This window comes from Dermacoccus barathri, assembly GCF_015070805.1.
Classification (GTDB): domain Bacteria; phylum Actinomycetota; class Actinomycetes; order Actinomycetales; family Dermatophilaceae; genus Dermacoccus; species Dermacoccus abyssi.
In genome coordinates this window covers 150,558-163,423 of the sequence record NZ_JADCTK010000002.1, presented here as the reverse complement: position 1 = coordinate 163,423, position 12,866 = coordinate 150,558, and the positions used below count along the sequence as shown (strand labels likewise).

12 protein-coding genes are annotated in these 12,866 nt (G+C 70.4%); 9 read left to right on the top strand and 3 right to left on the bottom strand.

Annotated elements, in window-relative coordinates:
* Window positions 1-100 precede the first annotated feature (100 nt).
* Both IM689_RS03820 and IM689_RS03815 read right to left on the bottom strand, forming a co-directional pair.
* Window positions 101-706: a TetR/AcrR family transcriptional regulator gene (locus IM689_RS03820; RefSeq protein ID WP_193642978.1), complete on the bottom strand. Its 606-nt coding sequence runs from the start codon at window positions 704-706 to the stop codon at window positions 101-103.
* Window positions 707-712: 6 nt separating this feature from the next.
* Complete coding sequence (locus IM689_RS03815) at window positions 713-2,119, bottom strand: NAD(P)H-quinone dehydrogenase (protein WP_193642977.1); 1,407 nt, start codon at window positions 2,117-2,119, stop codon at window positions 713-715.
* A gap of 129 nt (window positions 2,120-2,248) precedes the next feature.
* Between IM689_RS03815 and IM689_RS03810 the strand changes: the two genes are divergently transcribed.
* The 8 genes from IM689_RS03810 to IM689_RS03775 all read left to right on the top strand — a co-directional run bounded on the left by IM689_RS03810 (window position 2,249) and on the right by IM689_RS03775 (window position 10,986).
* The gene (locus tag IM689_RS03810; RefSeq protein WP_193642976.1) at window positions 2,249-3,106 is read left to right on the top strand and encodes a purine-nucleoside phosphorylase; all 858 of its coding nucleotides are present in this window, start codon (window positions 2,249-2,251) and stop codon (window positions 3,104-3,106) included.
* Between the two features lie 31 nt (window positions 3,107-3,137).
* Window positions 3,138-4,844: a phospho-sugar mutase gene (locus IM689_RS03805; protein ID WP_193642975.1), complete on the top strand. Its 1,707-nt coding sequence runs from the start codon at window positions 3,138-3,140 to the stop codon at window positions 4,842-4,844.
* Window positions 4,841-5,464 (top strand): uridine kinase family protein, encoded by a 624-nt coding sequence (locus IM689_RS03800; RefSeq protein ID WP_193642974.1) that lies wholly within the window; start codon window positions 4,841-4,843, stop codon window positions 5,462-5,464. Before IM689_RS03805 ends, IM689_RS03800 begins: the two co-directional genes overlap by 4 nt.
* 72 nt (window positions 5,465-5,536) lie before the next feature.
* On the top strand, window positions 5,537-6,883 hold the full coding sequence (locus tag IM689_RS14980; protein ID WP_193642973.1) for a glycerophosphoryl diester phosphodiesterase membrane domain-containing protein: 1,347 nt from the start codon (window positions 5,537-5,539) through the stop codon (window positions 6,881-6,883).
* Window positions 6,884-6,904: 21 nt separating this feature from the next.
* Window positions 6,905-7,555 (top strand): hypothetical protein, encoded by a 651-nt coding sequence (locus IM689_RS03790; RefSeq protein ID WP_193642972.1) that lies wholly within the window; start codon window positions 6,905-6,907, stop codon window positions 7,553-7,555.
* Window positions 7,552-8,571 (top strand): DUF4350 domain-containing protein, encoded by a 1,020-nt coding sequence (locus IM689_RS03785; protein WP_193642971.1) that lies wholly within the window; start codon window positions 7,552-7,554, stop codon window positions 8,569-8,571. The genes IM689_RS03790 and IM689_RS03785 overlap by 4 nt, the downstream gene beginning before the upstream one ends.
* Window positions 8,568-9,626 carry an AAA family ATPase gene (locus tag IM689_RS03780; protein ID WP_129664608.1) on the top strand — a complete coding sequence of 353 codons (1,059 nt, stop codon included), beginning with the start codon at window positions 8,568-8,570 and terminating at the stop codon, window positions 9,624-9,626. The genes IM689_RS03785 and IM689_RS03780 overlap by 4 nt, the downstream gene beginning before the upstream one ends.
* 64 nt (window positions 9,627-9,690) lie before the next feature.
* The gene (locus IM689_RS03775; protein WP_319803794.1) at window positions 9,691-10,986 is read left to right on the top strand and encodes a DUF58 domain-containing protein; all 1,296 of its coding nucleotides are present in this window, start codon (window positions 9,691-9,693) and stop codon (window positions 10,984-10,986) included.
* A gap of 6 nt (window positions 10,987-10,992) precedes the next feature.
* Here IM689_RS03775 and IM689_RS03770 read toward each other — a convergent pair whose 3' ends face one another.
* Window positions 10,993-11,985: a stage II sporulation protein M gene (locus IM689_RS03770; protein ID WP_193642970.1), complete on the bottom strand. Its 993-nt coding sequence runs from the start codon at window positions 11,983-11,985 to the stop codon at window positions 10,993-10,995.
* 42 nt (window positions 11,986-12,027) lie between these two features.
* Between IM689_RS03770 and IM689_RS03765 the strand changes: the two genes are divergently transcribed.
* Window positions 12,028-12,855 carry an RDD family protein gene (locus tag IM689_RS03765; RefSeq protein WP_193642969.1) on the top strand — a complete coding sequence of 276 codons (828 nt, stop codon included), beginning with the start codon at window positions 12,028-12,030 and terminating at the stop codon, window positions 12,853-12,855.
* Window positions 12,856-12,866: the final 11 nt, after the last annotated feature.

The following is a 12,866-nucleotide window of genomic DNA, read 5'->3' as shown; positions in this document are numbered from 1 at the left end:
ATCTTGAACGTGTGTTGGCCCGGGCCATTACGGCTCGGGCCTTCACACATTCAAGGGAGAAAACGTTCACTACAGACGCGCACGCGCCTGCGTGTGCGGATCAGTCCTGCGGGGCCGTTCCCTGGAGCACCGTACGCAGCGTGGCGTCGATGTAGGCGCCACGTTCCTCGGTGGGCACGGCGAGCGCCGACAGCACGATGCCCTCGATGCTGGCCACGGCGGTCTCGGCGCGCAGGCGGGCGTTGTCCGTCGTCGTACGGCTGACGATGCCTTCGACGATCGTGACGAGCTCACCGCGCCACTCCCCCACGGCCGGAACGAGTTCCGGTGACCGCAGGGACTCGAGCGACAGCTCGAGGATGGCGATCATGAGCGCGCCACCGTCGTCCGTCACCCATCGTTCGAGCAGCGCGGTGGCGAACGGCGCGGTGATCATCGGGTCGCCGGACACGTCTGGGAGCGAATCGCCGAGCGCACGCACCTCGTCGGCCAGGCGCGCCCCGACGTGGCCCGTCAGCCCCGCGAGCAGCGCGGCGCGGGTGCGGAAACTCACCGAGCACGTGCCCTCGGGAAACCCGGCCTGACGATCGACGGCGCGGTGCGTGAGCCCACGCAGACCCGACGTGGCGAGCACCGCCGTCGCAGCGTCGAGCAATGCCTCACGCCGTGGCTGGGGCTCGCTCGTGGCGGCGTTCGTCGAGGTCATGTGGGATCAGATGATGTCGCTGCTGTGCAGGCGACGTGCGGCCTCCGCGATCGAGCCCGTCATCGACGGGTACACCGAGAACGTGTTGGCGACCTGGTCGACCGTCAGGCGGTTCTGCACCGCCATACCGATCGGGTAGATGAGTTCCGAGGCCTGCGGTGCGACGACGACGCCGCCGACGATCGTGTTCGACCCCGGCACCGCGAACAGCTTGACGAAGCCGTCCGTGATGTTGCGCATCTTCGCGCGAGGGTTCGTCGACAGCGGCAGCGTGACCGTGCGCGCCTCGATCTTGCCCTCCTCGATGTCCGTCTGGCTGTAACCGACGGTGGCGATCTCGGGGTCGGTGAAGATGTTGGCCGTGACACCGCGCAGGTTGAGCGGCTGCACCGCGTCACCGAGCGCGTGGTGCATGGCGACGCGGCCCTGCATGGCGGCGACGGACGCGAGCGGGTACACGCCCGTGCAGTCACCTGCGGCGTAGATGGCCTGGGCCGTCGTGCGCGAGACGCGGTCGGTGACGATGTGACCCGACTCGGTGAGGTCGACGCCCGCGGCCTCGAGGCCGATGCCCTTCGTCTGCGGGATCGAACCGACGGCGAGGATGGCGTGGCTGCCCTCGACCTTGCGCCCGTCCTCGAGCGTGACGATGACCTTCTCGCCCTCGCGCGTTGCGGCCATGGCACGGCTGCGGTTGAGAACCGTCATGCCGCGGCGGCGGAAGACGTTCTCGATGACGGTGGCGGCGTCGGCGTCCTGACCGGGCAGCACGCGGTCACGCGACGACACGAGCGTGACGTCCGAACCGAGGCCCAGGTAGGCGTGCGCCAACTCGGCACCCGTGACACCGGAACCGACGACGATGAGTTTCTCGGGCACCTCGGTGAGGTTGTAGATGTGCTGCCACGTGAGGATGCGCTCACCGTCCGGCTTGGCCGAATCCATGATGCGCGGGCTCGTACCCGTGGCGAGCAGGATGACGTCAGCGCGGATGTCCTCGGTCTCGCCGTTGTCGAGCTCGGCCTCCACCCAGCCGTGGCCCTTGATGCGGCCGATACCGCGGCGAATGCGCACACCCACACTCTCGAGCTGTGCCTGGATGTCGCGCGACTGGGCCTTTGCGAGCTTCATGATGCGCTCGTTGACCTGCCCCAGGTTGGCGTGCGCGTGCTGGTCCTCCTGCGACGCGTCGAACCCGACACCCAGACGGCCGGCCGCCTCGAAGCGCGACAGGAAGTCGGACGTGGCGATGAGGGTCTTGGAGGGGACGCAGTCGGTGAGCACCGCAGCACCACCGAGACCGTCACGATCGATGACGGTGACCTGGGCACCGAGCTGAGCGGCGACGAGCGCGGACTCATAACCGCCCGGGCCACCACCGATGACGACGACAGACTTCTTCCGAGAGCTCACAGACCTATCAAATCACTTGACGTCAAGATAAATCGAATCCCCGATGAGGACTCTCACGACCCATTCTCGCAGACTCCGGCCACCGCGTTCGGTTCCCGGTCGTCGGTGGGGAGCACTACCCTGAACGACGTGAACGCGCAGAACGAGCAGAACGAGCAGACGAGCCTCTCCCCCCTTGCCGACCCTTCCGTCGACCCCTTCGAGGTCGCGCGTGACGCTGCCCGCGTCATCCGCGAACGCACGGGCGTCGAGAAGCACGACGTCGCCCTCGTGCTGGGCTCCGGATGGGGCCAGACGGCCGATCTCATCGGTGAGGTCAAGGCCACGGTCGACAACACGGACGTTCCCGGTTTCGGGGCCGCCGCCGTGGCCGGCCACTCCGGTCAGATGCGCTCCATCGAGATCGAGGGCAGTGGCAAGCGTGCTCTCGTCTTCGGTACGCGCACCCACTACTACGAGGGCAAGGGCGTGCGCGCCGTCGTCCACGGCATGCGCACGGCTGCGGCGGCCGGCTGCGACACGGTCGTCCTGACGAACGGTTGCGGCGGACTGCGCCCCGAGTGGGCGCCGGGCACGCCGGTGCTCATCAGCGACCACATCAACCTCACGGCCACGTCACCGCTCGAGGGCGCCACCTTCGTCGACCTCACCGACCTCTACTCCTCGCGCCTGCGTGACGTCGCCCGCGGCGTCGACGCCGACCTCGACGAGGGTGTGTACGCCCAGTTCCCCGGGCCGCACTACGAGACGCCCGCCGAGGTGCGCATGGCCAAGACGCTCGGCGCCGATCTCGTCGGCATGTCGACGACGCTCGAAGCCATCGCCGCGCGTCACGCGGGCCTCGAGGTGCTCGGCATCTCCCTCGTGACGAACGCCGCCGCCGGCATCAGCGAGAACCCCCTGAGCCACGAGGAAGTCATCGAGGCCGGTCAGGCCGCCGCGGCGCGTTGCGGCCAGCTGCTCTCCGGCATCGTCCGCGCACTCTGATCCCCTCGACCCGCCCGAAAGGCACCACGCGATGAGTCTCGAGAACCTGCTCGCCTCGGCCCGATCCTGGATCGCCGACGACCCCGACGCCGCCACCCGCGCGGAGCTCGAGGCCGTCGTCGCGCGCGCCGAAGGTGGCGACGACGTGGCGGCCGCCGACCTGGCCGACCGCTTCGCCGCGTTCCTCGAGTTCGGCACGGCGGGCCTGCGTGGCGCCCTCGGTGCGGGGCCGAACCGCATGAACCGCGTCGTCGTGCTGCGCGCCGCGGCCGGGCTCACGCGGTACCTGCAGGATTCGCTGGCACGCCGTGACGTCACCGTCGTCATCGGCTTCGACGCCCGCCACAACAGCGACGTCTTCGCCGCGGACACGGCCGCTGTCGTCACGGCCGCGGGTGGGCGAGCGCTCATTCTGCCCCGTCCGTTGCCGACGCCCGTTCTGGCCTTCGCGATCCGACACCTCGGCGCCGACGCCGGCGTCATGGTGACGGCCAGCCACAACCCGCCGCAGGACAACGGGTACAAGGTCTATCTCGGCGACGGCAGCCAGATCGTGCCGCCCTCCGACGTCGAGATCGCCGCGGCGATCGACACCTTCCCCACGGCCGCGTCGGTCGCTCGCGCCGAGGACGGCTGGGAGACGCTCACCGATGAACTGGCCGCCGACTACGTCGCGGCGTGCGCGGCGGCGGTCGGCGCGCCCGCCGCCGACCTCTCGATCGTGCACACCGCCCTGCACGGCGTCGGTTCGGCCACGCTTCTCGAGGCCTTCGAGGCGGCCGCCTACGCCCGCCCGCGCCCGGTCGCCTCGCAGGAGCAGCCCGACCCGGAGTTCCCGACCGTCGCCTTCCCCAACCCGGAGGAGCCGGGCGCCATCGACGCGGCGCTTGAGCTCGCTCGCGAGACCTCCCCGGACCTCGTCATCGCCAGCGACCCGGACGCCGACCGGTGCGCCGTCGCCGTGCCCGACCCCAAGGCGGCCACCGACGCCGACCCGCAGGGTTGGCGCATGCTGCGCGGCGATGAGGTCGGCGCGCTGCTCGGCCACCGTGCTCTCGGCCTCATCACGACCGGAGCCGCCACTGGTGCTGATGGCGGACCGGGCGTCGTCGCGAACAGCATCGTCAGCTCGCGGCTGCTCGGCGCGATGGCCCGGGCCGCCGGCGTTCCGCACGAGGAGACCCTCACGGGCTTCAAGTGGATCGCGCGCGTTCGCGACATCGCCTACGGCTACGAGGAGGCGCTCGGCTACTGCACCGCTCCGGCGGTGGCCCGCGACAAGGACGGCATCAGCGCGGCCCTCGCGGTCGCGGAGCTCGCCGCCGGTCTCAAGGCTGACGGCCGCACCCTCGTCGACCTGCTCGACGACCTGGCTCGCGAGCACGGCGTGCACACGAGCGACTCGTTCAGCATCCGTGTGAGCGACCTCGCCCTCATGCCCGCGCTCATGGGGCGCCTGCGCGAGCAGCCCGCAACGCAGGTCGGCAACGTCGTCGTCGCAGCCTTCCACGACCTCGCGAAGGGCGACGGAGGCCTGCCGCCCACGGACGGTCTGCGCTACCTCCTGGCCGACGGCACCCGCGTCATCGTGCGCCCCAGCGGCACCGAACCCAAGGTCAAGGTCTACCTGGAGGCCATCGCTCACGTCGACGGCGACGACCTCGCCGGCGCCCGCACTCAGGCTGCCGAACGCCTGGCGGCCACGCGCGCGGCGATGGAAGCTCTCACGGCGCTGTGACGCAGGCTCGATCGTCCTCTCCCCTCGCCCGCGTCGTCGTCGTGTCGGGGCCTTCGGGCAGCGGCAAGTCGCGCTTGGCCCGGCACCTGGCGGCCACGCACGGGTGGGCCTTCGTCAACCTCGACGACTTCTACAAGGACCACGACGCTCGCGACCTACCCCGCTTCGCGAACGGCGAGATCGATTGGGACCACCCGGGCACGTGGAACGAAGAGGCTGCTGCCGTAGCGCTCGACACGCTGTGCCGCGAGGGCACCGTGAACGCACCGACGTACTCGATCTCGCACAGCCGCGCCGAGGGCACCCACCCCGTGCACCTCGACGGTGCGCGTTTCGTCGTCGCCGAGGGCATCTTCGCCCCGCACGTCATCGCCGGCCTGCGTGAGCGCGGGCTCCTCGAACAGGCCTGGTGCCTGCGTCGTAACCGCTACGTGACGGCGGCTCGACGTTTCGCTCGTGACCTTTCCGAACGACGCAAGCCGCCGGGCGTCCTCGTGCGCCGTGGATGGCGGCTGTGCCGTGACGAGCCCTCCATCGTCGCCGCTCACATGAACCTGGGTGCCGAACCCGTCTCGTTCCGTCAGGCGGTGCGACGGGCGTCTGCGCTCCAAAACGGCTGAACTCCGTTGCCCGCCGGTGTCCGTCCAGGCCGATAGGGTGATCGCGCACGATCAACTGGGAGGAACATCACCGTGAGCAACTGGGGTCAGCAGCCGCCACCCGGCCCGTACGACGGGCAGGTGCCGGGCGAAGGCGCGGGCCAGTACGGCAGCCAGGACAATCGCACACCGTGGGGCGGGCAGAACGGCCCGGCGAACCCTGGTTGGCAGGGTGCGCCCCAGCAGCAGCCTTACGGGCAGGGCGCCTACGGCCAGGGCGGTTATAGCCAGGGTGGTTACGGCGCGCCTCAGAATCCCTACGGTCAGCCCGGGTACGGGCCCGGCCAGGGCGGCTTCGTTCCCCCCGGCCCCGCCTTCGTCCCGCAGGCGGCCAAGCCCGGCGTCATGTCGCTGCGTCCTCAGAACGTCGGCGACATCTTCGACGCCGCCTTCCAAACCATTCGCGGTAACCCCGGCGGGTCCGTGGGCACGGTCCTCGTCGGCGCGCTCCTCGCTGCCATCCTCTCGGCTGCGTTCGTCATCACGGGTGCGATGAACAGCTCGAGCGCCGACGGCACTCCGGACACGGCGGCGCTGGTCGTCATCGGTCTCGCTGCGCCGATCGCCGGGCTCGCCGCCATGGCGTCAGCCGCCGGTCTCGTCCACGTGTTCGCCCAGGCCGTCATGGGCCGCCGCGCCACCGTCAGCGCATCGCTGCGTGTGGGAGTGCGGCGCATGTGGTCGATGCTCGGCGTGGGCTTGCTCATGGTTCTCATCATGGTGGCCGTCATGGTGCCCCTGATCCTGGCGATCGTCCTCGCTGCATCGCAGGACAACGGCGGCCCCATCTTCCTGACCGTCCTCGTCGGCATCGCAACCATCTGCGCCGTGGTGTGGGTGGGCATTCGCCTCTGCTTCGCCGGGCACATCGTGGTCATGGAGAAGGCTGGCCCCACCACGGCACTGCGGCGGTCATGGCAGCTGACGAAGGGCCGCTTCTGGCGCACTCTCGGCATCACCATCCTCGCGCAGCTCATCGTCTCGGCGATCAGTTGGGTGGTGCAGTTCATTGTGTCCCTGATCATGCTCATCTTCCTCGGCGTGAGCCTCGCGGGTGCCTCCAACGGAGGGGAGGTGTCCGATGCGAGCGTCGGCGCCGCGATCGCGGCTGGTGTGCTCGCCGTCGTCTTCACCCTTCTGTCCTATGCCCTCATCTACCCGTTCACGACGAACGTCACGGGAGCCCTGTACGTCGACGCGCGCATGCGCGACGAAGGCCTGGCGAACCAGCTGATGCAGCTGCCGTCGAACGCCATGGCCGCCAAGGTGAAGCTCACCGACGGGGCGCTCGACTTCCCCTTGCCGGGAGCCGGCGCCCCGGGTGGATTCGGCCAGGCGCCGTACGGCGCTCCCGGTACGGGTCCGATCGACTACCGCTGACCTTTCGCGCGGACGTGCACGATGGCCGACTCGCCTCCCCTCACCCCTGACAGCCCGACGGCGCGCCGCTGGCTGTCCGAGGAGTTGGCGAAGCCGGAGTATCAGGACAACCCGTCGCTGATCGAACGCCTCATGAAATGGCTGTCCGAGCACTTCGGTGGCGGCGTCGGTGTCGGTGGTGTCTCGATCCCCGCGTGGCTGATCGCCGTCGCCCTCCTCGCCGTCCTCGTCACGCTCTTCGTCGTGTCGTGGCGTCGGCATCGCCCCAGTGCGCGCGTCGAGAAGGACGCGAGGCGCAAGCGTTCGGCCACCGTCTTCGACGCGGCCCGCCTCGACGCAGGCGACTACCTCGCCCGGGCCCGCGAACTGCGCGGGCGTGACGACGCTGCGGCGCTGCTCGCTGCCTACCGTGCGCTCGTCGTGCGGGCCGAGGACGGCGGCATGCTCCTTCTCGACGACGCGACGACGGTCGGGGACGTCACGCACGTCCTGCGCGACGCGCTGCGCCGTCGGGACGTGCAGGAGCCGTCGTTCGGGGTGCCCGAGGCAAGCCACGCATTCGAGTCGGTGCGCTACGGCCACCACACGCCGACGACCGCGCAGGTCGACGACGTCCTCGCTCTCGAGGCTCTCGTACGCGAAGCCCCCAGTCCGAGCGGAGCCGCGCGATGAAGCGCCGGCCCAACGGGTTGATCGTTGGTGTGCTCACGCTGAGCGTCCTTCTCCTCGTCCTCCTCGTCATGACGGCGCGCCCGCACACGAACACCCCGCTCGACCCGGACAACCCCTCGCCTCACGGAGCTCAGGCCGTTGCGCGCGTCCTGGAGCAGCACGGGGTTGCCGTCGACCGAGCCGGAAACCTCGACGAGCTGCGTCGTGGCAACACCGGCGACGAGACGACGGTGTTGCTGACCGACGAGTTCCTCATTCCGCACGACGAGCGGCAGGACTTCCTCGCGTCGGCCCGCACGGCCGGCACCCTCGTCGTCGTCGACCCCAGCGACAGCCTGCGGGAGTCGCTGTTCGACCAGGAGGCCGACGAGTCGGAGAACGGGCCCGTCTACGCCGCCTCGGCCGGGGACGGCAAGAAGATCGTCGCGATCAACGACCCCACGCTGCTGACGAACGCGTCCGTCGACGACGGTGACAACGCCCGCCAGGCTCTGACCAGCCTCGGTGAGCGCCGGCGCATGGTGTGGATCTCGACGTGGAACGGCGCAACCGGCGAGCAGACCGGCCTCGACTGGCCCGCCTGGAAGACGCCGCTCACGTGGGCGATCGGGCTGTCGGTGCTCTTCCTCGTCGTCCTGCGCGGGCGACGCTTCGGCCTGCTCGCGCTCGAGCCCATGCCGGTGACGGTCAAGGCCGTCGAATCGACACGGGCCCTTGCCTCCCTCTACCGCCGCTCGTCAGCACGGGATTCGGCCGCGAGCGCCCTGCGCGACGGCACCGCCTCCCGCGTCGGAGCCGGCCTCGGCCTGGCTCAGGGACGCCGCTCCCCCGACCTCGTCGCGGACGCCCTGCGAGCTCGCGGAGGCACCACCACGGAGGGCGACGACGGCGCAAAGACCCCGAACGTCCCTCACGACCTGGCGGAGCGGCTCACCGGGCCGCCGCCCGAGAACGACAAGGCCCTCGTCGAGCTCGCCCGAGAACTCGACCGCCTCGAGAAGGAGATCCTGCGATGAGCGAAGCACCCCGTCCCAGCCACGACGAGGCCCGTCACGTGCTGCCGCGTTCGCACGACGATCAGAGTCAGCGCTCGACGAGCCCGTCGTCCGACCTCCCGTCGGCGCAGGAGGCCCGGGCCGCGCTCGACGAGGTGCGCCGTGAGGTGGCCAAGGCCGTCGTCGGGCAGGACGCCGCGGTGTCGGCGCTGCTCGTGGCGCTCCTGGCGCGGGGGCACGTACTGCTCGAGGGCGTGCCCGGTGTCGCGAAAACGCTCCTCGTGCGTTCGCTCGCCGAGGCGCTGTCGGTCGACTCCAAGCGTGTGCAGTTCACGCCCGACCTCATGCCGGGCGACATCACCGGCTCGATGCTCTACGACGCGGGGACGTCGGCCTTCGAGTTCCGCGAGGGCCCGGTCTTCACCAACCTCCTGCTCGCCGACGAGATCAACCGCACGCCTCCCAAGACGCAGGCCGCGCTGCTCGAGGCGATGGCGGAGCGTCAGGTCTCGGTCGACGGGCGGACGTACGCGCTGCCGACGCCGTTCCTCGTCGCGGCAACCCAGAACCCCGTCGAGTTCGAGGGCACCTACACGCTGCCCGAGGCCCAGCTCGACCGCTTCCTCATGCGCATCACGCTGCCCGTGCCGGAGCGCGACGCCGAGATCGAGATCGTCCGCCGTCATGCACAGGGCTTCGACCCGCGGCGCATGCAGTCGGCCGACCTGCGTGCCGTGGCAACCCCCGCTCACCTCGAAGCCGCGTCGCGCGCCGTCGAGTCGGTCCGCGTCGACTCCGACGTGGCTGCGTACATCGTCGACCTGGCCCGGGCCACGCGCGGCTCTGCCGCAGTCCAGCTCGGCGTGAGCCCACGCGGTTCCACCGCCCTCATGGCCGTCTCGCGGGCCTGGGCGTGGCTGAGCGGCCGCGACTTCGTCACCCCGGACGACGTGCGCAGCCTCGCGCAGGTGACGCTCGCCCACCGCATCGTGCTGCGCTCCGAGGCCGAGATGGACGGCCTCGACGCCGCGCAGGTGCTCGACCAGGCCGTGAGGTCGGTGGCCGTCCCGCGCTGACGCCCGGCAAGCCCTGACACCCCGACGTCCCACTGACCACAACGACCCTCATGAGGAGGTAGCCGTGTACTTGAGATGGCCCGCAGTCGCCGCGATGGCCGCGGCCTGCCTCGTCGTGTTCGTCGTGCCCTCGACGCAACTCGTCCTCGTGTGGTTCGTCGTCGTGGCGCTCGTCGTCGGCCTCGACGTCCTCCTGGCGCCGCGGCCCTCGTCGTTGCAGTTCGAGCGCCGCCAGCCCGACGGCGTTCGTCTCGGCGAGGAAACCGTCTCGCACCTCGTCGTGACGAACCCGACGTCGCGTACGTTCCGGGGCGCCGTTCGTGACGTCTGGTCGCCCGGAGCCGGCGCTCAGGACGACCGTGGCGAGTTGAACCTCGCCCCCGGCGCGAGCGTCGACCACGTCGTTCACCTGCTCCCCACGCGGCGCGGAATGCGCCCGAACGACGCCATCACGGTGCGCTCGGCCGGTCCGCTCCGGTTGGCCGGTCGCCAGACACGCCTCGACGAACCGGGCCTGGTACGCGTTCTGCCCGCCTTCGGTTCGCGCGCCCACCTGCCGAGTCGCCTCGTGCAGCTTCGCGAGATCGAGGGACGCTCGCTGGTGCGCGCTCCCGGCAGCGGCAGCGAGTTCGACTCGCTGCGCGACTACGTTCGCGGCGACGACGTGCGCAGCATCGACTGGAGGGCCACGGCACGGCGCCGCGCTCCCGTCGTCCGGACGTGGCGGCCCGAACGCGATCGCCGCGTCTCGATCCTGCTCGACACCGGGCGGCTCAGCGCAGGGCGCCTCGCCGACACCACACGCCTCGACGCCGGCATGGAGGCCTGCCTCCTCCTGGCCGCTCTGGCCGGTCACGCCGGCGACAACGTCGAATGGACGGCAGGCGACCGTGCTGTTCTCGCGCACGTCCCGCCGACGAGCGGTCGCAATGAGGCGGTGCGGCGCATGATGCTCGCCATGGCTCCGCTCGAGTCACGCCTCGTCGAACCCGACTGGTCACGCCTCGTACAGGAAGCCACCGCCGACATGCGCCGCGGCTCGATGCTCGTTATCGTCACGCCGTTCGAACCCGCCGCCATCGAGGAATCCCTCGTTCCGCTGCTTCCGGCGCTGGCCCGCGAGACCCGGGTCGTCATCGCCTCCGTGGCGGATCCGGAGGTGGGCGCCATCGCGGCGAAGCGCGACAACGTGCGCGACGTCTACGGAGCCGCGGCCGCCGAACGACTCCGGCACCGCACGACGACGATGCGCGCGGCGTTGGAACGTCACGGCATCTCGGTGCTGCACGAACCACCCGAGCGCCTCGCGCCGGCCCTCGCCGACCACTACCTCGTCCTCAAGCGCGAGGGCCGCCTGTAGCGCCGGTCAGCCGGCGACGAGTTCGTCCTCACGCAGGCGGGCGTCGACGTCACCCGTCACACCGGCCGCCACCGCGCGGCGACCGAGGATGACGACGTACGCGATGAAAGAACACCACGCCGTGAAGCCGATGAGCAGGCGCACCGGCGTGGGCAGCCCGGACGGCGTGACGAAGGCCTCGATGAAGCCGCACAGCGCCAGAACGGCGACGAGGCCCATGGCCGCAGTGAACGCCGTGCGCATCTCCGCCGCGAACGCGTCGGCGCGCGAGCGGGGGCCCGGTTCGATCCACGACCAGAAGCCGCGCAGACCGATGCCGGCGGCGACGAAGATCGACGTCAGTTCGAGCATGCCGTGGGGCAGGATGAGGCCGAAGAACAGCGAGAGCCGGTCGTCGGAGGCCATGAGGCCAGCGGAGACGCCCGTGTTGACGATGTTCGACCACAGCAGGAGCGGAATGGGAAAACCGAGGGCGCCGAGGGTGATGCACAGGGCCGCGACCCACGCGTTGTTCGTCCAGACCCGGAACGCGAAGTCTTGGGCCGCGTAGGAGGAGTAGTAGTCCTCGAAGTCGTGCCGCGTCAGCTGCGAGATCTCCTCCGGGCTGAGGACGCTCGAGACGAACCCGGGGTGCGTCGCCGTCCACCAGGCCACGAGCGCCGTCAGCACGACGAAGGCGACGCCGACGCCGGCCCACCAGCGCCAGGCGCGGTAGCAGATGGCCGGAAACGTCTCGAGGAAGAAGCGGGCGAATGCTCCCGGATCGGCCCGGAAGTCGCGCGAGGACTTCACCCGGGCACGGGCGATGATCGTCGAGAGGTACTGCGTGAGAACGGGATCGGCCGACGTGGACTGCACGAGCGAGAGGTGTGACGCCGCGCGCTGGTAGAGGTCGAGCATCTCCTCGGCCTCGGTGCCAGTCAGGCGCCGTTTGCGCCCGAGTTCGTCGAGACGGGCCCACTCCTCGCGGTGCGCTGCGACAACGGCTTCCACATCCACGCTCGTACTCTACGCACCGGCTGCGGCCAGTAACCTGTTCGCGTGGCACACGTCGACGATCGGGAACTGCGCCCGCTGCGGGATCTCACCGGCCCGGCGCAGATCACCGGTGAGGCGGTCGCTCTCGACCTGCCCCCGGCCGGCGTCGGCATGCGCATTCTCGGCGTGATCATCGACCTCATCGTGTGGGCGGTGACCTTCTTCTGCCTCAACTGGGCCGCGCTGAAGCTGGCCGGCACCGCCTCGGATGCGGTCCGAGCAGGGTGGAGCATCGTCGTCCTCGTGACGTCCTTCGTGCTCCTGCCGACGGTGGTCGAGACCCTCACGCTCGGGCGGAGCCTCGGAAAACTCATTCTCGGCATGCGGGTCGTGCGCACCGACGGCGGCGCCATCTCGTTCCGTCACGCTCTCGTCCGCAGCTTCGTGGGCTTCGTCGAGATCATCGGCACCGCAGGCATGGTCGCTCTCGTCACGGCCACGCTGACGAGCCGCGCGAGGCGACTCGGCGACCTCGCGGCCGGTACCTACGTCGTGCGTGAGACCCGAGGACTCACGCTACCGCCGCCCACCCAGATGCCGAGGCAACTCGCGGCGTGGGCTGACTCCCCCGCCGTCGTCAGCCCGCTACCGCAGGACCTCGCGGCACGGATGGCCCTCCTCGTGCGCCAACAGCACGTCATGCGTACCCCGGCGTTCAACGCCGTTGTGACGCAGACGCTGCGCGAGGTCCTCCCGCATGTGACGCCGCCTCCCCCGCCGGGCCACGACCCCTTCGCCGTTCTCGTCGGCATCAGCGTCCTGCGTCGCGACGCCGACGCCCGCCGCATCGAACGCGACGCGCGCATCAGGCGCTCCGTCCTCGGACGCTGACCCGTCCGAAA

Coding starts and splice junctions, on each gene's coding strand:
- IM689_RS03820 (WP_193642978.1), bottom strand. CDS start 706: ATGACCTCGACGAACGCCGCCACGAGCGAGCCCCAGCCACGGCGTGAG.
- IM689_RS03805 (WP_193642975.1), top strand. CDS start 3,138: ATGAGTCTCGAGAACCTGCTCGCCTCGGCCCGATCCTGGATCGCCGAC.
- IM689_RS03790 (WP_193642972.1), top strand. CDS start 6,905: ATGGCCGACTCGCCTCCCCTCACCCCTGACAGCCCGACGGCGCGCCGC.
- IM689_RS03785 (WP_193642971.1), top strand. CDS start 7,552: ATGAAGCGCCGGCCCAACGGGTTGATCGTTGGTGTGCTCACGCTGAGC.
- IM689_RS03780 (WP_129664608.1), top strand. CDS start 8,568: ATGAGCGAAGCACCCCGTCCCAGCCACGACGAGGCCCGTCACGTGCTG.